At 65.8% G+C, this 20,733-nt stretch carries 20 protein-coding genes; 10 read left to right on the top strand and 10 right to left on the bottom strand.

Annotation, left to right across the window (positions count from 1 at the left end):
- Positions 1 to 26 precede the first annotated feature (26 nt).
- From AB8808_RS17690 to AB8808_RS17680, 3 genes are all read right to left on the bottom strand, one after another.
- Positions 27 to 1,826: a DUF885 domain-containing protein gene (locus AB8808_RS17690; protein ID WP_369930860.1), complete on the bottom strand. Its 1,800-nt coding sequence runs from the start codon at positions 1,824 to 1,826 to the stop codon at positions 27 to 29.
- A gap of 73 nt (positions 1,827 to 1,899) precedes the next feature.
- The gene (locus AB8808_RS17685) at positions 1,900 to 2,382 is read right to left on the bottom strand and encodes a DUF456 domain-containing protein (RefSeq protein WP_036139801.1); all 483 of its coding nucleotides are present in this window, start codon (positions 2,380 to 2,382) and stop codon (positions 1,900 to 1,902) included.
- Positions 2,382 to 3,152 (bottom strand): DUF3298 and DUF4163 domain-containing protein, encoded by a 771-nt coding sequence (locus tag AB8808_RS17680; RefSeq protein ID WP_369930859.1) that lies wholly within the window; start codon positions 3,150 to 3,152, stop codon positions 2,382 to 2,384. The genes AB8808_RS17685 and AB8808_RS17680 overlap by 1 nt, the downstream gene beginning before the upstream one ends.
- 167 nt (positions 3,153 to 3,319) lie before the next feature.
- Between AB8808_RS17680 and AB8808_RS17675 the strand changes: the two genes are divergently transcribed.
- Positions 3,320 to 3,898 carry an RIO1 family regulatory kinase/ATPase domain-containing protein gene (locus AB8808_RS17675; RefSeq protein ID WP_369931285.1) on the top strand — a complete coding sequence of 193 codons (579 nt, stop codon included), beginning with the start codon at positions 3,320 to 3,322 and terminating at the stop codon, positions 3,896 to 3,898.
- 3 nt (positions 3,899 to 3,901) lie between these two features.
- Here AB8808_RS17675 and AB8808_RS17670 read toward each other — a convergent pair whose 3' ends face one another.
- Positions 3,902 to 4,678: a ferredoxin--NADP reductase gene (locus tag AB8808_RS17670; RefSeq protein ID WP_354514758.1), complete on the bottom strand. Its 777-nt coding sequence runs from the start codon at positions 4,676 to 4,678 to the stop codon at positions 3,902 to 3,904.
- A gap of 173 nt (positions 4,679 to 4,851) precedes the next feature.
- On the opposite strand from AB8808_RS17670, the gene AB8808_RS17665 reads away from it, so the two are divergent.
- On the top strand, positions 4,852 to 5,244 hold the full coding sequence (locus AB8808_RS17665; RefSeq protein ID WP_369930858.1) for a hypothetical protein: 393 nt from the start codon (positions 4,852 to 4,854) through the stop codon (positions 5,242 to 5,244).
- A gap of 125 nt (positions 5,245 to 5,369) precedes the next feature.
- Here the strand turns inward: AB8808_RS17665 and AB8808_RS17660 are convergent, their stop codons facing one another.
- On the bottom strand, positions 5,370 to 8,405 hold the full coding sequence (locus AB8808_RS17660) for a TonB-dependent receptor (RefSeq protein WP_369930857.1): 3,036 nt from the start codon (positions 8,403 to 8,405) through the stop codon (positions 5,370 to 5,372).
- A gap of 394 nt (positions 8,406 to 8,799) precedes the next feature.
- On the opposite strand from AB8808_RS17660, the gene AB8808_RS17655 reads away from it, so the two are divergent.
- Together AB8808_RS17655 and AB8808_RS17650 are read left to right on the top strand one after the other, a co-directional pair.
- Entirely contained in the window at positions 8,800 to 9,624 is an 825-nt protein-coding gene (locus AB8808_RS17655) for an exodeoxyribonuclease III (protein ID WP_369930856.1), read from the top strand.
- Positions 9,625 to 9,732: 108 nt separating this feature from the next.
- Positions 9,733 to 11,895 carry an ATP-binding response regulator gene (locus tag AB8808_RS17650; RefSeq protein ID WP_369930855.1) on the top strand — a complete coding sequence of 721 codons (2,163 nt, stop codon included), beginning with the start codon at positions 9,733 to 9,735 and terminating at the stop codon, positions 11,893 to 11,895.
- A 4-nt stretch (positions 11,896 to 11,899) separates the two neighbouring features.
- Here AB8808_RS17650 and AB8808_RS17645 read toward each other — a convergent pair whose 3' ends face one another.
- Positions 11,900 to 12,418, bottom strand: a complete 519-nt coding sequence (locus tag AB8808_RS17645; RefSeq protein WP_354514751.1) for a hypothetical protein — start codon at positions 12,416 to 12,418, stop codon at positions 11,900 to 11,902.
- Positions 12,419 to 12,527: 109 nt separating this feature from the next.
- Positions 12,528 to 13,352 (bottom strand): plasmid replication/partition related protein, encoded by an 825-nt coding sequence (locus AB8808_RS17640; RefSeq protein WP_354514934.1) that lies wholly within the window; start codon positions 13,350 to 13,352, stop codon positions 12,528 to 12,530.
- Positions 13,353 to 13,534: 182 nt separating this feature from the next.
- On the opposite strand from AB8808_RS17640, the gene AB8808_RS17635 reads away from it, so the two are divergent.
- From AB8808_RS17635 to AB8808_RS17620, 4 genes are read left to right on the top strand one after another with little or no spacing between them, the layout of a single operon-like run.
- On the top strand, positions 13,535 to 14,371 hold the full coding sequence (locus AB8808_RS17635) for a DUF2167 domain-containing protein (protein ID WP_369930854.1): 837 nt from the start codon (positions 13,535 to 13,537) through the stop codon (positions 14,369 to 14,371).
- A 5-nt stretch (positions 14,372 to 14,376) separates the two neighbouring features.
- Positions 14,377 to 15,123 carry a hypothetical protein gene (locus AB8808_RS17630; RefSeq protein ID WP_369930853.1) on the top strand — a complete coding sequence of 249 codons (747 nt, stop codon included), beginning with the start codon at positions 14,377 to 14,379 and terminating at the stop codon, positions 15,121 to 15,123.
- Positions 15,120 to 15,455, top strand: a complete 336-nt coding sequence (locus tag AB8808_RS17625) for a J domain-containing protein (protein WP_369930852.1) — start codon at positions 15,120 to 15,122, stop codon at positions 15,453 to 15,455. Before AB8808_RS17630 ends, AB8808_RS17625 begins: the two co-directional genes overlap by 4 nt.
- Before the next feature lie 22 nt (positions 15,456 to 15,477).
- Positions 15,478 to 15,753, top strand: a complete 276-nt coding sequence (locus AB8808_RS17620) for a hypothetical protein (RefSeq protein ID WP_369930851.1) — start codon at positions 15,478 to 15,480, stop codon at positions 15,751 to 15,753.
- On the opposite strand, the gene AB8808_RS17615 is transcribed toward AB8808_RS17620, so the two are convergent.
- The 3 genes from AB8808_RS17615 to AB8808_RS17605 form a co-directional block, all read right to left on the bottom strand.
- Positions 15,742 to 16,191 carry a hypothetical protein gene (locus AB8808_RS17615; protein WP_369930850.1) on the bottom strand — a complete coding sequence of 150 codons (450 nt, stop codon included), beginning with the start codon at positions 16,189 to 16,191 and terminating at the stop codon, positions 15,742 to 15,744. The genes AB8808_RS17620 and AB8808_RS17615 overlap by 12 nt on opposite strands.
- Positions 16,188 to 17,018 (bottom strand): DUF5694 domain-containing protein, encoded by an 831-nt coding sequence (locus tag AB8808_RS17610; RefSeq protein ID WP_369930849.1) that lies wholly within the window; start codon positions 17,016 to 17,018, stop codon positions 16,188 to 16,190. Before AB8808_RS17610 ends, AB8808_RS17615 begins: the two co-directional genes overlap by 4 nt.
- Positions 17,019 to 17,193: 175 nt before the next feature.
- Complete coding sequence (locus AB8808_RS17605; RefSeq protein WP_369930848.1) at positions 17,194 to 18,282, bottom strand: alpha/beta fold hydrolase; 1,089 nt, start codon at positions 18,280 to 18,282, stop codon at positions 17,194 to 17,196.
- A 165-nt stretch (positions 18,283 to 18,447) separates the two neighbouring features.
- Here AB8808_RS17605 and AB8808_RS17600 point away from each other — a divergent pair, with 165 nt between their 5' ends.
- Positions 18,448 to 18,846: a VOC family protein gene (locus AB8808_RS17600; protein ID WP_369930846.1), complete on the top strand. Its 399-nt coding sequence runs from the start codon at positions 18,448 to 18,450 to the stop codon at positions 18,844 to 18,846.
- A 163-nt stretch (positions 18,847 to 19,009) separates the two neighbouring features.
- On the top strand, positions 19,010 to 20,515 hold the full coding sequence (locus AB8808_RS17595; protein WP_369930845.1) for a S10 family peptidase: 1,506 nt from the start codon (positions 19,010 to 19,012) through the stop codon (positions 20,513 to 20,515).
- Positions 20,516 to 20,733: the final 218 nt, after the last annotated feature.

Below are 20,733 nucleotides of genomic sequence, written 5' to 3'. Positions count from 1 at the left end.
GCGGGTATGCCGATGTCCCGGCCGCGTCAGGGCGACGCGGCGGGCTTCGGTGTCGCGGCGTTCTTCGTCCCCGCCGTTCCGGGCATGAACCGGGTGCGCACCGCTTCGGCCAGCAGGTCGGGCGGCAACAGGCCCTGGGCGATCAGGAAATCGTTGAACGCCTTGCGGTCGAACGCCGCGCCCAGCCGGGTCTGCGTTTCCGCACGCAATTGCAGGATCCGCGTATAGCCGTAGAAATACGCGGTGGCCTGGCCCGGTGAGTTCAGCGTGTAACGATCCAGCTCCTGTCGTGCCATCGGCTCGGACAGGCCGACGTCGTGCACGAGGATGTCGTGCGCGCGTTCGCGCGAGACCAGCCCGAGGTTGAGCATCGGGTCGAGGAAGGCGCGCGCCGCGCGAAGCAGACGGAACTGCAAGGCGATGAACTGACCGGCCGGTGGCTCGTACGGCATCATCTCCGCTTCCGAGTAAAGCGCCCAGCCTTCCACGTTCACGCTGTTGAAGGCGAACAGGCTGCGGGTCAGCGACACGCCCTGTTCCACCATCGCGGCAAACTGCAACTCGTGGCCAGGGCGTCCTTCGTGCGCCGTGAGCGTCCAGGCGGCGGCCTCGAAGGTGAAGTCATCGTACGCCTGGCTGGCATCGCCGTTGGCCGGCGGGTTGCCGGAGGTCAGCACGAACGTGCCGCGCTGTCCGGTGTTGTCGATGAAAGGCGGGGGGTCCATGTGCGGCGCGGGCGTGCGCGCGCTCTCCGCCTCCGACGCCAGGCGCATGGCCATCTGCCGCTTCGGCAGCTCCACGATGCGCTGCGTGCGGATGGTGTCCTCGATCTTGCCCAGCACCGTGTGATAGGTCGATTCCACCTTGTCCTTGGGCAGCTGCTTCGTCTTCAGCGCCTTGAGCACGTCGCGGTAATCGCCGTTCGGGATGCCTTCGGCCTTCGCGACCACGGGGGCCAGCATCTGCAGCGCATAGGTGGTTTCCATGAACTCCAGCTGCGCCCGGCCGATCAGGTCGCGCGGGGCGATATCCAGGCCCACCTGCTCCAGGTTGTACGCATACAACGGCTCGGGCAGGCGGAAGTCCGTGCGCGAGCGCGGCAGCACCGTGGCCTTCACCCAGGCGTTGTATGCCTTCAGCTGGGTATCGAGCCGGTTCATGGCCTCGTCGCTTCCGGCGATCTTCTTCTCGGCGAACAGCTTGCGGATGCCGTCGACATAGCGCTGGGTGTTGCCCAGCTTCTGTTCGACGTCGGCCTTGACCGGGCCCAGCAGGGCCTTGTTGCCCAGCCGCTCGGTGGTGCGCGCGCGGGCCTGGTCGACCAGCGGCGTGCAGCCGGGGGTCATGCCGACATAGCACTTCAGGCGGCCCAGCGCGGCCTTGTTCTGCGCGGGCGTGCTTTCCTCGTTCAACAGCGAGAACTCGCCGCTGAAGACGATCTGGCCGGCGTCGTACCAGGGGATGAGGTACTGCTCGTCGAGGTCGATGCCCTTGATGCTGCCCGCGACCTGCTTGGCCAGGATCTGCAGGTCCTGCCGGACGTTCGGATCTTTCTCCTCGGCCAACCGGGCGTCCACCTTGCGGGCCACCTCCACCAGGGCGGCGCGCTGGCGCTTGTCCACGTCCGGACCCAGGTCCACGATCTTCTCGTCGTAACCCTTGATGCCGATGTCGGTGGCGGATTCCGGACTGAAGCGCGCGGTGACGTCCAGCAGCGGCTGGGCGTCGGCATTGCTGCGCGCGATCCAGGCCGGCGGTGCCGTTTCCGCGTGCAGCGCGCCGACGGCGAACGTGATGGCCGCCGCGAGGGCGAGTGGTCTGAACATGCGTGGATTCCCCTGTGAGTGGCCCGAGACTAGCCGCTGAGGGTGGCACAGGCCAATGGGCCGATCGACGTGGCTAGCTGAAGAGCAGTGCCAGCGCGGCCATGCCGAGCATGAGGAAGGACAGCACCGCCTTGGCGACGATGCCCAGCAACATGCCGAACCAGGTGCTGACGCCCACGTGCGCGGAGCGCAGCACGCTCTTGCCCGACCACAACTCGCCCGCCACCGCGCCCAGGAACGGCCCCAGCAGCAGGCCGGGCAGGCCGAAGAACATGCCGATGGTGGTACCGATGCCCGCGCCCCAAAGGGCGCGCGGGCTGGCGCCGATCTTCTTCGCCCCCAGCGAGGCCGAGATGAAGTCCAGCGCGATGCCGACGGCACCGACGATGCCGATGGCCAGCAGCCAGCCCCAGCCCAGGTGCCGGTATTCGTCCACGGCGGCCGCGAGCCAGATGCCGCCGAAGATCATCGGGATGCCGGGCAGCATCGGCAGGATCGCCCCGGCGATGCCGCCGACGATCAGGGCCGCCGCCAGCAGGTAGAGAAACAGGTCCATCAGTGGAAGGCCTCGCGGTATTCGGGTTTGAGGAAGGCACGGAACGCCTCGCTGGGCACATCCACGGCCTGCGGCCCCGCGGCGTAGGGCGCTACCTGGTAGGGCGGGAAGATAAAGGTCAGGCCGTGCACCTTGTCGTCCGGGCCGGTGAGCAGCCCGAACACGCGGTAGTGGTCCTTGCCCGGCGTGGTGCCTTCATCGATCTGCCGGCTGTCCGAGGACAGCGGGTCGTCCTGGTCGTCCAGCGCGGTCAGCAACTGGCGACGTGCCTCGGTGGCGAAGGCGCCCTCGGCCGCGTGCGCATCGGCGAACAGCTCGACGATGCCGACGACGCGCTGCTTGCGCAGGTCGTAGGTGAAGCTGTCGACGATCGGCGCGGGATGTGCGCCGCCGGTAAAGGCGGAGCCGTCCACCTGCACGTTGATGAAGCGGTCCGTGTGCGACGCCACGGCGATGTCCAGGTTGAGGTCCCACGGCAGTTCGCGGGCCTGCTCACGCGCGCCCGGCGCATCCAGGCTTTCCAGGAAGGCACGGCGCTGCCGGTCCACGTAGCGCTCCAGGGTGGCGCGCAACGGGGCGGCCGCGGGCGGCAGCGCGGGCAGCTTCACTTCCACCGTATAGAGGCCTTCCTCGCCGGATTCGGTATCCTTGGCGGCGGTGGCCTTTGCGGAACGAGGCGTCTCCCCGCCGGTCGACGGATTCGCGTCGTCGTGGCATGCGCCCAGCATACCGACGGCGAGAACCAGCGACAGGATGTGTCGCGACAACATGGGGTGTCCTCTCCCTGCGAGAATCATCATCCTAGCGTAGCTGGCGCCCGGCGCAGAGCGCGTCAACGAATCGAAGGACCTGCGTGCCCGACGCGACAACCGAAAACGTGACCCTGCTCAAGGCCGACGAGCTTGGCCGCATCGAGCGCGTGGAGCGCGATGGCGTGATGGTGATCCGCCGCGACATCGCCTCCGCACGCTGGTGGGCACGGGGCTTTGCACGCCGCGCGGCCGCGCGCGAGGCGCGCGCGCTGGCTCGGCTGGAGGGCATCGACGGCGTGCCGCGCCTGCTGGCCTGGAACGGCCGTGTGCTGGAGCGCAGCTACATGGCCGGCCAGCCGATGCAGCTGGGGCAACCGCGGGACCCGGCGTATTACCGCCAGGCCCTGCGCCTGCTCAGCGTGCTGCACCGTCGCGGCATCGTCCATAACGACCTGGCCAAGGAGCCGAACTGGCTACTGCGCGAGGACGGCACGCCGGGCCTGGTGGATTTCCAGATCGCCTGGACCCGCGGCCGCCGCGGTCGCCTGTTCCGCCTGCTGGCGCGGGAAGACCTGCGCCACCTGCTCAAGCACAAGCGCACCTACGCGCCCGATCGCCTCTCCGTTCGTCAGCAGGCGATCCTGTCCCGCCCGGCACCGCACTCCCGGTTGTGGCGTGCCACCGGCAAGCGGCTGTACAAGCTGATCGCGCGGCGGATCTTCGGCTACTGGGACAACGAGGGGCAGGGGCGCATACGCCGCTGAGGCCTACTTCTCGACGAAGGCGCGCTCGATGACGTAATCGCCCGGCTCGCGGGTGCGCGGCGAGGCCTGGAAACCTTCGCCATCCAGCAGCACGCAGATATCGTCCAGCATCGACGGACTGCCGCAGAGCATGACGCGATCCTCGGCGGGGTTGAGCTGGGGCAGGCCGGTGGCCCGGGACAGCTCGCCGTCGGCGATGGCATCGGTGATGCGCCCGCGGTTGCGGAAGTCCTCACGCGTGACGGTGGGGTAATAGACCAGCTTCTCGCGCACCAGGTCGCCCAGGTACTCGTGCTTCGGCAGCTCGTTCTCGATGTAGTCCGAGTAGGCCAGGTCGTTCACGTGACGCACGCCGTGGGCCAGGACGATGGTGTCGAAGCGGTCGTAGGTTTCCGGGTCGCGGATGATCGACATGAACGGGGCCAGCCCGGTGCCGGTGCCCAGCAGGTAGAGGCGCTTGCCCGGCTTGAGGTCGTTGAGCACCAGCGTGCCGGTGGGCTTGCGGCTCACGATCACCGGATCGCCCGGCTTCAGGTGCTGCAGCCGGGAGGTGAGCGGGCCGTCCTGCACCTTGATGCTGAAGAACTCCAGGTGCTCCTCGTAATGCGCGCTGGCGATGGAATAGGCGCGCATGAGCGGGCGCCCGTCCACTTCCAGGCCGATCATCACGAAATGCCCGCTCTCGAAACGGAAGCCCGGGTCGCGGGTGGTGCGGAAACTGAAAAGGGTGTCGTTCCAGTGATGCACGTCGATGACGTGCTCGGTCGCCAGTGCCACCATGGTGTGCTGAACCTCGGTAAAGACGGAAGAAGGGTGTGCTGGCTGGGGAAGCGGCCACCGGGGCCGCGTTGCCTGGCGCGAGGCGCCTTACCCCACCTGTGGGTGCGCACCCGAACCTGCAAGGATACGGCATCCGCTAAGATGCCGGAACATCAGGCGACCCAGGAACCACCGTGACCAAACCCGCCTATGCCCCCGGCCAGGCCTGGACCTACCGTGCCCGACCGGGCGAGGAAGCCTCCCGCGTGGCCATCCGCCGGATCGACCAGGAGCCCGAGGACGGCGAGGTGTTTCACATCTCCATCCTCGGCGTGAAGCTGCGCAACCACCGCATCGAGGGCGGCGTGCAGCCGGCGATGAACCACGCCGCGGTGTCCCGCACTACCCTCGAGACCAGTCTGCTCGATCTCGTCGGCCCCGCCGACGAGGACGAAAGCTGGCGCGACGGCTATGCCGTCTGGCGTCAGGCCTACGACAACGGCGACGCTGGCGTCTTCGATCTCTCTATCCCGGAGATTCTCGGTTACATCGAGATGGTGGTGGCCGCCTCGGGCGAGTTGCGCTGACGGCGTCTTCGGCACACCCATAGCGGCGACGCGCCAAAAAAAAGAGCGCCCGGTTCCCCGGGCACCGGCTGGGGAGTAGCCGGTGTCCGGGGAAGGGGGCGCAAGCGTCACACAGGGATCGGGGTCTAGAAGTCGTAGCTCACGGCAAGACGGGCGTAGCGCGGGTCCTGCGTGTAGATCGGCACGCGGTAGATCGTGTTGAGCGTGCCCGGCGCGGAGTACTTGGTCGGGAAGCGGTAGATCGGGCGCTGTTGGTTCAGCACGTTGAACACGTTGGCCGAGAACGCTAGGCGCTTGCCGGCCCACTCCGGCCGGTAGGTCACGCCAAGATCCACCTGGAACGTCCACGGCAGGCGACCCTGCTTGCCCGGGGGCGACGGCTGGCCATCGCAGTAGTGGTAGGCGCTGTTGTAGTGCGCCGGATCCGGATCGTCACCGCCGAAGTAACCCAGGCACACTTCCGGCGCGCCACTGGCGGCCTGGAGGTTGCCCGACAACTGCCACTCGGGAGCGAACTGCCAGTAACCGTACGCCTTGAACACGTGCGGATGGTCGTTGCCCAGGTCGCCGTTGGCGAACTCCATGACGTAACGGTTGTCCCAGTCCATGCTGCCGGCGGCGCCGGACTGGCGCGAGTCGGTGCGTGCCTGGCCTTCGGTGTTGCCGTACGAGCGCGAGAACACGTAGTCGAACTTGCCGTACCACACACCGTCGAACGCGTGCTCCATGTAGAGCTCGGCGCTGTAATAGCGGCGCTTGGTGGACGGCATGCCCATTTCCTTGCGGCTGAGCGGCACTTCGAACGCGTTGCCGCCACCATCCAGCAAGGTGAAGGTGTTGCCGTGGCCGCCGTTGACCAGGTAGCAGCTGTTGGTCGAGCCGACGGTGTAGCCCAGCGCGTTGGCCTTGGCCGTGACCAGATCGATGTCGCAGAAGTCGTCGATCACCGTGTTGAGCTTGCGCCAGGTCAGCTTGGAGCCGTAGGTCCAGTTTTCACCCAGCGTCTTGTCGAAGCCGAGGATGTACTCGTCCTGGTTCTCGGCCTTCAGGCCCTTGCCGGCCACCGTGCGTGGGTCCGGCGGGATGCCGTAGGAGTTGTTGCCCGAGACCACGCCGCTGAAGGGAGTGAGGCCCGTGGGCGTGCCGTCCACCGGATTGATCCCGGCGTAGGTGTAGTACTGCTGCGTGGCCGTGTAACCGGCGGCGGCGCCGGTAGCGGGATTGAGCGGCAGGCCGAGGTAGTAGCGGCCGGCGTTGGCGTAGACCTTGAAGCTGCCGTCGCCATTCACGTCCCATGACGCGCCGATGCGTGGTGCCCACTGCGGACGGGTCTGCGTGATGAACGCCTGGCCTGACGGGTTGTAGTCGGTGAACTGGTCGTTGCGCACGCCCAGGGACAGCAGCCAGCGATCGGTGATCTTCCACTTGTCCTCGATGTACTGGGCCTTCTGGTCCGAGCGCACGTTGGACAGGTTGATGTTGATGTCGCGGTGCACGTAGTAACCGTCCTGGCCATTCGGGAACAGGCCGGGTGCGGGCACGAAGTTGCGCCCCGCATGGTTGTCGATGGGCGCCAGGGGATCGGTGGTCTGGTCGTAGGTCCAGGAATAACCGGGACCCGGGCTGACCGTCCCGAAATCCAGCACCTGGGACTTGACGTTGTCGATACCCACCGAGAGGGTGTGGTCGCCCGCCACATAGGTGACATCGAAGCGCAGGTTGTTGGTCTTGTTGCCGCGGTCGGGCGAGCTGATGTCGCCTACCTGGTTATTCTGGATCAGGTTGCCGCCGTTGAGTGCCGGGTTCTGTGCGGCGGCGTTGTCCACGCGCGCCAGGTTCGGATCGTAGTCGCCCGGTTGCTCGTAGTTCTTCGAGGTCATCTTGCCGTACGTGGCGCTGACGGTCAGGTTGTCCGTCAGATAGCCGGTGTACTTGGCGACCCAGAAATCGCCGCCGGTCTTGGTGTCGTTCACGGGGCCGATGGAGCCGGTGCGCGAGCGGTCCGCGTAGTTATAGGCATAGCGGGTGCCCGAGCCCTCGCGCTTGTCGCCGGCGCTGGTCAGTTCGAGGATGTTGCTCTCGTTGATGTTCCAGTCCAGCTTGGTGTACCAGCGCGGGTTGCTGTAGTTGTTGGTCGAGGCCGGCGTGCTGGTGCCCACGGAGTTGACGTTGCGGTAGCCCTGCTTCTCGAACTCGCCAGCCACGAAGAAGAACAGCTTGTCCTTGATCAACGGGCCGCCCGCATAGGCACTGACCGTGGTTACCCATTTGTCGTTCTGGCTCTTGGGCTGGTAGAGGTCGCCCGCGGGTGCCGAGGCCGGCGTGCGCGCGTAATGCAGGTCCGGGCCGGAAGCGCGCGCCCAGTTGGGTTCCCACAGCACCTGCGCGCCGTAGTGCCACTCGTTGGTGCCGCGCTTGCCCACCTGGTTGATCACGCCGCCGTCGGAACGTCCGTACTGCGCGCTGTAACCGCCGGTATACACCTCCTGCTGGTCCACGGCGCCGTACGGCAGCTGCAGGCCGCCCAGCGCGTTGAGCGGGTCGGTGGTGTTGAAACCGTTGACGTAATACGCGTTTTCGTTGGACGCGGCGCCGCCGAAGCTGGCTACCGAACGACCGGTATCGCTCTGGAAGTTGGCGCCGTTGTTGACCACGCCCGGGGCGAGCCGCGCAATGGCCTCTGCATTGCGGCCCAAGGGCAGCTTGGCCAGCTGCTCGGCGGTCACCACGGTGCGGGAATCGACGGTGGTGACGTCGATGCTGGGCAGCGCCGTGCCGGTCACGGTGACACCGCCGAGGCTGGTGGCATCCGCTGCGGTGGCCGAGGCGGCCGCCGGTGCGTTGAACGACACATCGCTGCTGGCGCCCACGCGCAGGGTCACGTCCTTGCGCGAGTCCACCGCCTTGCCGTCACGCATCAGCGTAACGGTGTAGGTGCCTAGCGGAATCTGGTTGACCGCGTAGCGACCGCGCGCATCCACCGCCACTTCGCGACGGAAGCCGGTGCCGCTTTCGACCACCACGGTCTCGTTGGCGCCTGCGGGCACGCTGCCGTTGATGCTGCCGGTGGTGGACTGCGCGTAGGCGCCGGAGCCGGCGCCGAGGCCGGTGCACACGGCAAGCGCGAGCGCGCTCCTGCGTAAGAAAAAGTGGTTCTTCATGACTTCCCCGAAATGATGCCCGTGATTTCCGACGGCGATGCGGGGGTTCACGACGATGCCAGGTCCCCCGACCGGTCGCTGCATCCGGAGCTGCACGCTCCTCCCCGCACTCCGTCGCGACATGCCCATTTATCACGATCCAAATGGGCTCTGGAGGCAGATGTACATGAGGCCATGGGACTTGTCCAGACGCCGCGCAGCATGCCGCGATGGCCGTCCAGCCGGCCAAACCCTTTGACGCGTCGCAGCAGAAAATGATGTAACTATGGGTATTTGGGTAGTTTTATGCTGTCGATATAACTTGCGAAACCGGCGCCGAACCGTGATGTGAAGACGTAAGAAAAAAGTTTTTCGTCACCCGACTTCCACCCTCGGTTCCCCACATTTCCTCCGCATGAAGATCGCAACCTTCAACATCAACGGCATCCGTTCACGCCTGCCCCATCTGCTGGAGTGGCTTGGCAAGGAAAGCCCGGACATCGTGTGCCTGCAGGAACTGAAGGCCACGGACAAGGCCTTTCCCGTGGATGCGATCAACGACGCGGGTTACGGTGCCCTGTGGGCGGGGCAGTCCGCCTGGAACGGCGTGGCCATCCTTGCCCGTGGTGCGGACCCGGTGGAAAGCCGCCGGGGCCTGCCGGGCGACAAGCGCGACGTGCAAAGCCGCTATCTCGAGGCCGCCGTGCATGGCGTGCTGGTCGGCTGCCTCTACCTGCCCAACGGCAATCCGCGACCGGGGCCGAAGTTCGACTACAAGCTGGCCTGGTTCGAACGCTTCATTCGCCACGCGGCCGGCTTGCTCGCCACGGGCCACCCGGTGGTCCTCGCGGGCGATTACAACGTCGTGCCCACGGATGCCGATATCTACGAGCCCACCCACTGGCGACGCGATGCCCTGATGCAGCCCGAAAGCCGGGAAGCGTTCCAGCGGCTGCTCGACCAGGGCTGGACGGACGCGTTGCGCCACACGCATCCGGACGAGACGATCTATACGTTCTGGGACTATTTCCGCCAGCACTGGCCGCGCGATCGCGGATTGCGCATCGACCATCTGCTCCTCTCACCGGATCTGGCGGCTCGCCTCACGGCATCGGGGGTGGACCGGTGGGTGAGGGACCTGCCCAAGGCGAGCGACCACGCGCCAGTATGGGCGGCGTGGTCGACCCGGGCGCCGAGGAAGCGGGCCGCCAGGAAGACGCCGGTGAAGCGAACTACGTAAGTGCCGACCCATTCGTGTTCACGAAGGTGAATTCGCAACCCGCACTTGCCAGCGGCGTCCAAGACCCTAGACTAGGCAGTTAACGGGGAAGTCGCAGGTTCAACTGGCATGAAGATCGACGGCGGTAGCGGTAAGCGCGTCGAGCCGGTGACGCTCAGCGAAGTCGCCAAGCGCCTGCGCAACCCGCGTATCGACCGCATCGTCGCCAGTTTCAGCGAATACCACGTCTCCTTGATGCGCTCGGTCATCCTCGGCTTCATCGTGGTATGGAGCGCGGCCTGGCTGCACGGCCCCCTGCCCATGGCCAGCGAATCGCACCACGTGGTGCCGGTCGCCGTGGTGCTGTTCGTCCTCAGTACGTTCTGGATGTTGTTCGTGCGGGCGGGCACACCGTGCGAGACGCCCGTGGTGGATGCCGTGGGCAACGCCGCCAATTTCGCCATCGTGGCCTTGCTGCTCAAGGCCGCGTTCATGCTGGCGATCACCGTGACCGTGGTGCTGCCGTTCCTCTCCGTGGCCGTGGGCGTGCGCTACAGCCGCCGGGCGTTCCTGGCCAGCGTGGTCGCCTCGGTGGTCATCCTCGCGGTGGTCGCCCCCGAAGGTTACTGGCTGGCGCGGCCGGCTTATGCCTTGTATGCCATGGCGCTGGTCATCGTGCTGCCGATGATGCTGTACCGGATGATGTACGCCTTGCGGGAAGTGTCGGCCGAGGCGATCGCCTCGCGCGAGGCCCAGCATCGTTTCATCTCGATGATGAGCCACGAGATGCGTACGCCGCTGAGCACCGTGATCCACTCCGCGTCGCTGATCGACACCGCCGTGATGAGCGACGACCAGCGTCGACTGGTCGCGTTGCTGGCGACCAACGCCAACGCCCTGCTGCATCGGGTCAACGCGGTGCTGGATGTCGCCTCCTTCGCCGGTGGCAGCTTCAACCTGCGTCACCAGGCGTTCGGCTTCGATGAGGTGCTGGCTACGGTGGGCGCCGTGTGCCGGCCCTATGCCGCGGAAAAGCGGGTCGCCTTCAGCGTGGCGCGCGATGCCTCGGTGGAGGGCGTGTTCGTCGGTGACCCGGGCCGCATCGAGCAGGTGCTGTCCAACCTGGCCTCCAACGCCGTGAAATTCACGCCGCCCGGCGGTTGCGTGGATGTGCGCATCGAGCTGCGCGACGGCGTGGCAGGGCAGGACCCCTCCATCGTCTGCACCGTGACCGACACCGGTATCGGCATTGCCGATGCCGACAAGCAGCGCGTCTTCGATCCCTTCCACCAGCTCAGTGGCGGTGAAAGCCGCCGCCAGGAGGGCGTGGGCCTGGGCCTGTATATCGTGCGCAACGTGTCGGAGCAGATGGGCGGGTCGCTGGAGGTGGTCGACAACCCGCTGGGTGGCACCATCTTCGGCTGGCGCTTTCCGTTGAGCCGTGCGAACGCCGGCGCTCGCAGCGCCACCGAGACACCGCTGGTGGACATGCTGGACGAGCATCGCGGCCGGGTGGCCTCCCAGCGTTGCCTGGTGGTGGACGACAACGCCGCCAACCGCGAGATCGTCGGCCGCATCCTCGACCGTGCAGGCCACGTGTCGACCTTCTGCGCCAGCGGCGACGAAGCCCTGGAGCGCCTGTCCGGCGAGACCTTCGACCTGATCTTCATGGACCTGCACATGCCCGGCAGTTCGGGCTGGGACGTGCTGGGCCGGATCGAGGTGGCCCGACGCACCCAGGCGATGCCCCCCATCGTCATGCTCAGTGCCGACTCCAGCCACGACGCCGTGCGCATCGCCTTCAAGGCGGGTGCGCGTGCCTACCTGACCAAGCCGATCGCTGCGCAGCGTCTGCTCGACGTCATCGAATCGATCGCCGAGGAGCGCCTGCTCGACGATGCCGCGCGTCATTGGCAGCCCGCCATGGGACTGCCGGCTGGGCGCGCCATGACGACGCCGCTGGACGAGATGCGCGCACTGACCAGCCTCGACGAGTTCAGGGCGTTCGTGGACCTGTGCGCGCGAACGGCGGACGACCACTGCAGGGCGCTGAAGGCTGCGGTCGGCTCACACGACGTGGCGGCAGCCTCGGAGGCCATTCACGCGCTGCGCAACGTGCTGGCCAACCTGGGTGTGCCGGGTACCGATCATGTCTGTGGTGACATCGCGCTGATGATCGATGCCCGTGCCGATGGCCAGCGCGTGATCGACGAGGTGGACAGGCTGGCCCGGTCCACGCAGCGGTTCGTCGAGGTGCAACGGCGCTATGCGCAGGCCGCCGCGGACGCCTAGGCGATCAGCGGATGCGACCGCCGCCGAAGTGCCCTTGCCCCGCGCCCACCGAAATGCTCACGCCGCCGCTCGGGTGCTCGCAACTGCCGAACGCCTGGCTGAGGCTGACCGCGCCGGCCTGATAACTTCCGCTGCCGCCATGGCTGGCGCTGACCACGCCAGTGCTGACGCTGCCGTGCACCTGAGGCGTGTTGTAGGACGCATCGTCGCAGCGGGGGCTGCCATCGTCGCCGTCCACGCCGGTCATGCGGCCCGAGGTGTCGCCGTAGTAGGTGCCGGGCGGATCGAGCGGGCGTGACGAGGTGATGGCGACGTTGCCGCCGCCGTTCTTGGGCGCGACCGCGGGCGCCTTGGGATCGGCGGCGACGCCCGCGTCGCTGGCTTTCGCCGGGGCGGGCGCGGTGCTGGCGGGGGCCGGGGTGTAATCCGCTGGCAGCCGCAGGTTGAGCGGCCGGGGGGTGTCCTGCGCCATGGTGGCCGTGGCGGCGAGGGAGAGGGCGACGAGGGCGAGGAACGGTTTCATGCGGGGACACACTCCGGGGGTGGTGCCTGCGAACGTCTGGGGCGGCGTCCGGTGTACCGGGCTTTGATCGCCACGGGCCGATGCTAGTTCCCCGGCCCTTGCGCCCACCTTACTCCGCCGGCTCCTCGTCGTTGTCCACGGCCACGCTTTCGCCCAGCCGGGCGCGCAGCGTGTCGATCTCGCGGCGCAGGTTGCGGTTCTCCGCTTCCAGGTCGGCCACCTGCTCGCGCAGCGCCAGCACGTCGTCGCTCGGTTTCTCGCGCGGCTTGCGCTTGGACTCGCGCACCCGCTTGGCGGCCTGCTTGAGTTCGGCATCGCCGCCGGTGGCCGCCGCACGCTGCTCGTCCTCGGGCAGGGTGGCCACCGCCGCCGCGGCGCTGATCGACAGCGAGCCCGCCTTCACCGCGGCGACCACCTCGGGAGCGGCCTCCTTGCGGATCTTCTCGATCATGCCGACCTGGTTGCTGCTGATCCGCGCCTCGCGGGCGATTTCCTTGCGGCTGTCGTTCGGATTGACCCGGGCCGGCTTCGCCATCGCGGGCTGCGCGCCCTCGGTGTCGAACGGTACATCCGGGGCGTCCTCGCCGCCGTTGGCGGCGGCGCGTGCCCGGCGCTCGGCCAGGATCTCCCGCTTGCGCAGGGCCAGCACGCCGCGCTGGAAATCCGAGACGCTGCGTCGGCCCAGGTGCTGCTCGATCATCCACAGGTGCACGTCGTCGATGGACTGGAAACGGTCGTGCTGCACGGTGTTGAACGGGATATCGTGCTTCCGGCAGATGCCGTACCGGTTGTGGCCATCGACCAGGGTGTCGCCCCAGAGCACCAGCGCATCGCGGCAGCCCTCGGCGAGCAGGCTGCGCTCCAGCGCCTCGTACTCGTCCGCGGACAGCGGGTCGATATAGGCCTTGAGTTCTTCGTTGACGACGATATGCATGGGCGGGGAGCAGGTGACGGCGAGGGGGCGCATTCTAGTCGCTGCGGGGCCCACGTGCCTGCCGCGCCGGCGGGCTTCGTCGGAACCGCTTGTCTTGACGGCGGTTTTCCCTCGCCGCAAACTGCGCCGCTACGTGGCGGGGGTCTCCACGGGTCGTCAGGGCATCGTCCAGGGAAACACACATGACCGTATTCGCAAGGAACTGGGCTGCCGCGCTGGCGCTCTTCGTGTTCACGACGCTCGCCCACGCCGCGGGCGTGTCCGACCTGCCGTGGAAATACGGACCGGCCAAGGTGCAGCTCGGCGCGCAGGCGACGCTGAACGTGCCGGACGGCTATGCCTTCCTCGACCCGGCGGGCACCAAGCGCCTCAACGAACTGATGGAAAACCCGCCCGACGCGTCCGACACATACACGCTCGCGCCGACGGACATGGCGTGGACCGCGTTCTTCGACTACGACGACGTGGGTTACGTCAAGGACGATGAAAAGCTCGACCCTGACGATATCCTCGCGTCGGCCAGGCAGGGCACCGAGGAAAGCAACAAGGAGCGGCGCACGCGTGGCTGGGAAACGCTGACCCTGGTCGGCTGGCAGAACAAGCCGCAGTACGACACGCAGTTCAAGTCGCTGACCTGGGCCTTCCTGGCGCGCACCGACCGCACGCACGACGACGTCGTGAACTACAACGCGCGCATCCTCGGTCGCAGCGGCGTCATGAACGTGGTGCTGGTGTCCGATCCGAAGGTGCTGGCGAAAGCGGTCGATGACTTCAAGGGCACGCTGGGTGGATTCGCCTTCACGCCGGGGCAGTCGTATACGGATTTCCATCCTGGCGATCGCGTGGCCGAGTACGGCCTGGCCGCGCTCATTACCGGTGGCGTGGCCGCCGTGGCTGCGAAGAAGGGCCTGTTCGCCGTGATCGGTACCTTCCTTGCCGCTGCCTGGAAATTCATCCTGGTGGGCCTGGCCGCGGCGGGCGGGGCGATCAAGCGGCTGTTCACGCGCAAGCGCCCGTAACGCCCATGCTGCCGAACACCGGGTGGCTGCTGCTCGGCGTCGTGGCGATGTATGTCTACGACGCGACGTTGCTGCTGTACCACAACGAAGTGGTCCTCTACGAAGGCAGGCGGGGTCGCTGGACGTTCTCGGCCGGCACGGAGTTCCAGTTGGCGGGCCGGCATGTGTTCGTGCCGCCACTGCTGGCGCCCACCCGCGCGCTGCTGCGCCTGCGCTGGTCGGCCCGGCCGCATGCGCCCGCCGCGTCTGACACGTCCGACGTAACGCTGGCACCGATGGCACCGCTGCGGGGCTTGCGGGCGTGGCGCATCGGTGTGGCCTCGTCCGCAGGGGCGGTCGGCGTGGTGGCGTTGCTGTTCGCCGCGATGCCCGCCGTCATGGCGGGCAATGTGTGGGGCCTGCTCGCGTGGATGGTCGCGCTCTATGTCGCCATCGCTATCGCGGTATGGCGGGTGGGGCGTGTGCGCCGGCTGACGGGTACCGGCGGCAAGGCGTTTGCAGGCATGGCTTCGGATGCGCTGCTGTGCGCGCCGTATGCGCTCAACCTGGTCCGCAAACAGGGCCTGCGCGCCGCCGACCGTTTCGATCTGGTGGCGGTCGCGCAGGCCGTGCTGGATGCCGACGAGCGTGCCCGCCTTCGCGACGTCATTCGCGCAAGGGTGCAGCGCCAGCTGGACATCGAGGAAGTCGGTAGCGAAGCGCACGCCCGGCTGCAGGCCTACTACCAACGGATCGAGGGTGCACTGGCATGAACTGGATGGACATCGTGGTCATCGGCATCTGCCTGGCCATCGGCTACAAGTTCGTCTCGGCGATGATGGCGACGCCCAAGGGTGAAGCGCCGGCCGCGCCGGATCGCAAGGTGCCCCTGCAACTGGATACGCGACGCCCCTGGTACGACGTGCTGGGTGTGGCGCCGGATGCGAGCCGCCACGAGATCGACACGGCGTACCAGGCACTGATCGCGCAGTACCACCCGGACAAGTTCACGCAGCACGGCGAGGATATTCGCGAGATCGCGCGGGTACGGGCGAAAGAGCTGAATGCCGCCTACTACCTCGGATGCTCGTTACATCCGGATTGATCACCGAAGAAAGGATGCCGTCATGACACCAAGGCAGTGGTTTGCGCTTGTACTGCGTTATCTGGGCGCCAGCAGTATCGTCACCGGTATAAGTTACCTGGTCACGGCGTACGACGAGTTCAAAGGTCTGTATCAGGGTGCGACGACCCCGTTGGGAGCGATCAATCACGCGGTCGTCGAAGGTGTGCTCGGTCTTGCCCTTCTCTTCTGGGCAGAACGTATATCCGCATTTTTCGTGCCCGCGCGCAGGCCGCCCGCAGCTCGCGTGGAGCCGCCCCACGAGAGGTTAGAAGAATAAAGACGGTCTCGGCGCGGTCTCGCCTTTGCACCAGGCCAGCCCCGACTCGTAGTCTGCCGCGAACGGATCGTCCGTCGTTGTGGTCTTGGGATAGGGGTGCGTGGCGAGATAGCGTCGTGCTTCGGTAAGGGCTTCTTGCTCCGTTTCGCTACACGCGCTGTACTTCTTGCTCAGCGCCAACAAGAAAATACTCTCGCGGATACGCCAGTCGGCACTGCTCCGATAGGCATCCAGTTGGTCCTTTTCCACCAGACGCAGCGCCGTGGTCAGGCTGTCCATGTCACGGCCTCGTTGATTGTCCAAGTTCAAGATACCCAGCGTCGCCATATAGGCGCGGAAACCGAGTTTTATGCCGCAGCCGAAGGCCAGGCCGGTAACTGCGAGCCAGATGAGATGCACCGACCAGCGACGTATCGTTTGCTTCAGGATCGGGTTCATGACGGTTTCAAGTAATCGTTCGGTTCGACGAGCCGTAATCCAGGCGTTTCCTCGACGCACTGCCTCAGCAGGAAGGCGTGCCCCGCACCATAGAAGACCACGATCCGGTCCCCTGGTCGGGCGACCTGCAGCAACTTTGCGCAGATCAGGAAGTTGCGACGGTACCAGCCCGTGAGCAGGTCGGCACCTGGTTGGGTATCGTCCGCACCGATACGCAGCATGGTGCGATAGAACGCATTGTCTGTTTTCAGCCGGGCGGGATCGTTGAGGTAGCGCAGTTCCGCGGCGATGCCCTTCTCGGCAAGCAGCTTCGATTCCGTGGCGATCTGCCTATGGATGTCGGCGTTCTGCTCTGCAAGCAGCGGAGCGAAGCCATGCGATTCGGCATACGCCTTGACCGGCGGATACGGAAAGTCGCCGTCGGCGTCGATGCCCTGAATAGTCGTGAGGTGCGCCAGGCTAGCCAGACGAAAACCAAGCTGTACCCGCTCGTTGCGTGAGGGCGAGAGGGTGCCTGCCAGGTAAGCGGCGTATTGCTCGTTTGCCGGCGCCTTGTCCTGCTCGATGGCGACCTGGGTCGGTTTGAACCGGGCAAGGTCCTGCGTCAGTGCCACGATCTCGGCCTGGCGGCGGGGCTGCAACACGTCGTCTTGCTTCATGTTGTGCAGGTCGTGGCCGGGGTTGTCCATGTGCGATACGCCGACGATCATCACCTGGATCGGTGCCGCTGGTGTCTGGGCCAGCGTGAGCGAAGGCAGGGCAGCAAGACATGCCGCCACTAGCCACGGCATGGTCTTCAAGAATAACGGGTGCTTGAAACGTGGCATGAAAACCCCTTGCTTGCGCGGCAGAAGCATCGCCGCCGTGTGGACGACGATGACTGGATTCCGACGGAATCGGATGCGCTGACTTCGATGTCCCGTCACTGGCAAAGGTTTAAACCTTGTCGTGCGTTGCCTGGCGAAAAAGCGCCAGGCCTTACTAACGGTGCCCGCTTCGTTGCTAAGGCTGTCGCGTCAACGGCAGTACCTGCTCACGAAGCAGCTTGTACTCGGCATCGACCACCTCCTGGTTGGGGTCGTGGCCGGAATGCGGGAGCAGCACCCATCCTTTTTTGGGCGCACGGATGCTGTCGTAGTAGCGGCGTGCGACATCGGGCGTGGCCAGCAGGTCGTGCTCACCCTCGATGAAGAACACGGGCAGCGCGAAATCGGTGCCTAGCGCAGGCAGGTCCACGTGCGACAGCATGCCGTCGCCATGCATGCCGACGAAGCTGAGAAAGGAGTAATCCTCACCGGCCGTATAGTCGGCCTCCGCCTTGGGCGTGGTGTAGCGTGCGCCCGGCTTCCACGTCGCAGGCGGAGGCGTGGTCACCTTGGCCTCGTATGTGCGGATGATGCGGCGCACCTTGCCGAAGCTGCGCGGGTCCGTCCACGGCGGCGTGCCCACGTGTTCCAGTACGGCGAGCGACGCCTCGTCGTTGGCCGCTTTTGCCAGGGCCATCAATTTCTTGTAGCCAACCGCCTGGTTCTCGATCGAGTTCACGACCTGCGATGTACCGACGTAGGCATAGAATAATTCAGGGTGAGCCTTGGCCATGTGCACGGCCAGGATCGAACCCCACGAGCTGCCCCAGAGGATGACCTTGCGCTTGCCGTAGCGCTTGATCAGGTAGGCGGCCAGTTCGTTACCTTCCTCGGTCATGCGCTCGATAGTCAGCACCTCGTCCTCGCGAGGCGGGTTGCGCCCATAGGTCATGCCGGCACCGCGTTGGTCCCACTGGACGACGATGAAGTCCTTGAAGCCGGCGCCGTACATGCTATCGGACAGGACGCTCAACGGGTTGCCGGGGCCTCCGCTGATGAATAACAGGACGGGGTTGGCACAGCTGTCGCCCTTGGCCGTGACCCACTGCTCTATACCGCCGATGGTGACGAAGCCGGCGTCGTCGACCTTCGTCGGGCGGTTCCCGCATGCGGGGGACAGCTCGATGGCCTCCCGCGGGGCCGGCGAGGCCTCTTTCGCGGCGGTGGCGCCTGCCATTCCTACCCCAGCCGCCAGCCATGCGGCCAGCGCGATCGCTCTCGTCATAACAGTGTATTTCCCTGTGAATGGCCCGGTGCGGCCATGCCTGTTCCGAAGGTAGCCGACTTGCATGTGGCATGCCAGGTAGCCTGGACGTTTGCTGGATGCCCACGTGCGTAGGCTCGGTTACAGTAGCGTCGCGAACCCAACCCAACAGCCACGGAGAGATGCATGAGCAAGCAAGTCTTCATCAACCTGCCGGTCGCCGACCTGCCGAAATCCGTGGCCTTCTTCACGGCGCTGGGTTTCTCGTACAACCCCCAGTTCTCCAACGACGACGGCGCCTGTTTCATCGTCAGCGACACGATCTACATCATGCTTACGACCCACGCGCGCTTCAGGGACTTCACGCCCAAGGCCGTGTGTGACACGAGCGAGGCGGTGGAGGTACTGATCTCCCTCGGTTGCGACAGCCGTGAGGAGGTGGACCAACTGGTCGCCAAAGCGCTCGCCGCCGGCGCTACTACCTACGACGAGCCGGAAGACCTCGGCTTCATGTACTCCCACAGCTTTGTCGACCTGGATGGCCACGGGTGGGGTGTGCTGCACCTGAGCGGCACGCCTGGTTGACGGGTGGGGTAGGGCGGTGCGCCTGGATCTCACCTAGGCCAGACGTCACTCGAAAGCACTTCCTGGAATATGCGACAGTGCGCCATGGAAGGCCTGCCCCCACCGGGCGCCATGCGATGCCCGGTTCTCCCGGGTGTCGAGGTTAAACGTCGAGAGGACACCCATGCGAGTACCGTGCCGCGCCATCCTGGCGTCCCTATGGCTGAGCGTTGCCGTCGCCTCGCTGCACGCGGAAGTAACGTCGTCTCCAGCGGTCGTCGCGACCGCCGAAGACAGCGCCGATCCCGCCCAGGTCGTCACGCAACATAAAGGCCGTTTCGGGGGCGTCGACGTTCGATACGTCGCGACGGCTGGTCTTACGCCTATTTTCGATGACGACGGCAAGCCGGAAGCGAAAATCTTTTCCGTTGCCTATACGGCGAAGGTGAAAGATCCGGGTAAGCGTCCGGTAACGTTCCTTTTCAACGGGGGCCCCGGCTCGGCGTCGTTCTGGATCCAGATGGGCGCACTCGGTCCGAGGATCATCGCGCTCGACGGTCCGGCCGGTCGCGGCGACCTGTCGAGTCCGGGAGCGGCCCTGGTCGACAATCCCGATGCGCTGCTCGACATCAGCGATCTCGTATTCATCGACCCGGTCGGCACGGGCTACAGTCATGCCGTCGGCGCGAAGAAGAACGACGACTTCTACAAGATCAGCACCGACGGCTCGTCGGTCGCCAAGTTCATCCGCACATGGCTGACCGAAAACAAGCGTTGGCAATCGCCCCGGTTCGTCGGCGGTGAATCCTACGGAACGATCCGCACGGCGATGATCGTCGATGACGATGCGTTCATGACCTTCAACGGTGCAATCCTGATCTCGCAGGGGCTCGATTGGGGCACGGTGCTGATGCCGCCGGGCTACGATCGCGGCTACGAACTGTTCCTGCCAAGTTACTCGGCCGCCGCCTGGTTTCACCATCGCTTCGGTGGGCAGCATGCCGGTTCGGTGGCCGATGCCGTGGCGGAAAGTGAAGCCTTCGCATCGCGCGACTACACCGCCGCTCTCTCCCAGGGCAGCCACCTCGATGCCGCCGAACGCGATCGTGTCGCGGCTCGTCTGGCGAAGCTGACGGGAATCCCCGAGGATGAGTGGGTTCGATCGAACCTCCGGATCGCTCCGGATACGTTTCGCCGCCTCCTGTTGCGCGATCAGGGCACCAGGATCGCGCGCTTCGATGCGCGCTACACGACCGGAAGCGCCTCGGTCTTCGATCCGCAGGAAACCTTCGATCCGTCACTATCGGCGGCCGGGCTGCCATACCTGAATGCGATGCGCGGCTATCTCGGGACGGAACTCCAGGTGAAGGCGACGAGGCCCTATGTCGGTGTGCTTCCCGGCGATTGGACCTACGATCTCGACAATGGCGCCTTCGTCAATCCGGCGCCGAAGATCGGGGCGGCGATGACCCGCAATCCCGGCATGCACCTGTTCGTCGCGTCGGGTTACTACGATTTCTCGTCGCCGGTTTCTTCGGCGCAGTACAACATCGGGCACGCCGGCATCCCGACCGACCGTGTTGACATGAAGTACTACCCGACGGGGCACATGATGTATCTCGAGCCGGAGTACCGACAGCATCTGCTTAGCGATATGCGGTCGTTCATCGTGAAGACGATAGCGAATTAAATTGCGACTTTATTAGTCTCTTTTGTTCATAAATGGCAATATTTTCAAATACTTGAAGCTATTTTGTGTCGCTCTGCTTACTAGTATCCCTGTCCGGGTTGCCGCTACCGGGCTTTCGTTGAGCGCTTAGCCGGGAACGACGCAGTTTGTGGTTGACTAACATGGCCATGGTATATAACGTGGCCATGTTAGCCGGATCTAAGCTCGCTCATCGGAGT

The sequence above is a fragment of the Xanthomonas sp. NCPPB 2632 genome, from assembly GCF_041228075.2.
Lineage (GTDB): Bacteria > Pseudomonadota > Gammaproteobacteria > Xanthomonadales > Rhodanobacteraceae > Luteibacter.
Note: the sequence above shows the minus strand (reverse complement) of the source record. Positions and strands in the feature narration are given on the sequence as shown.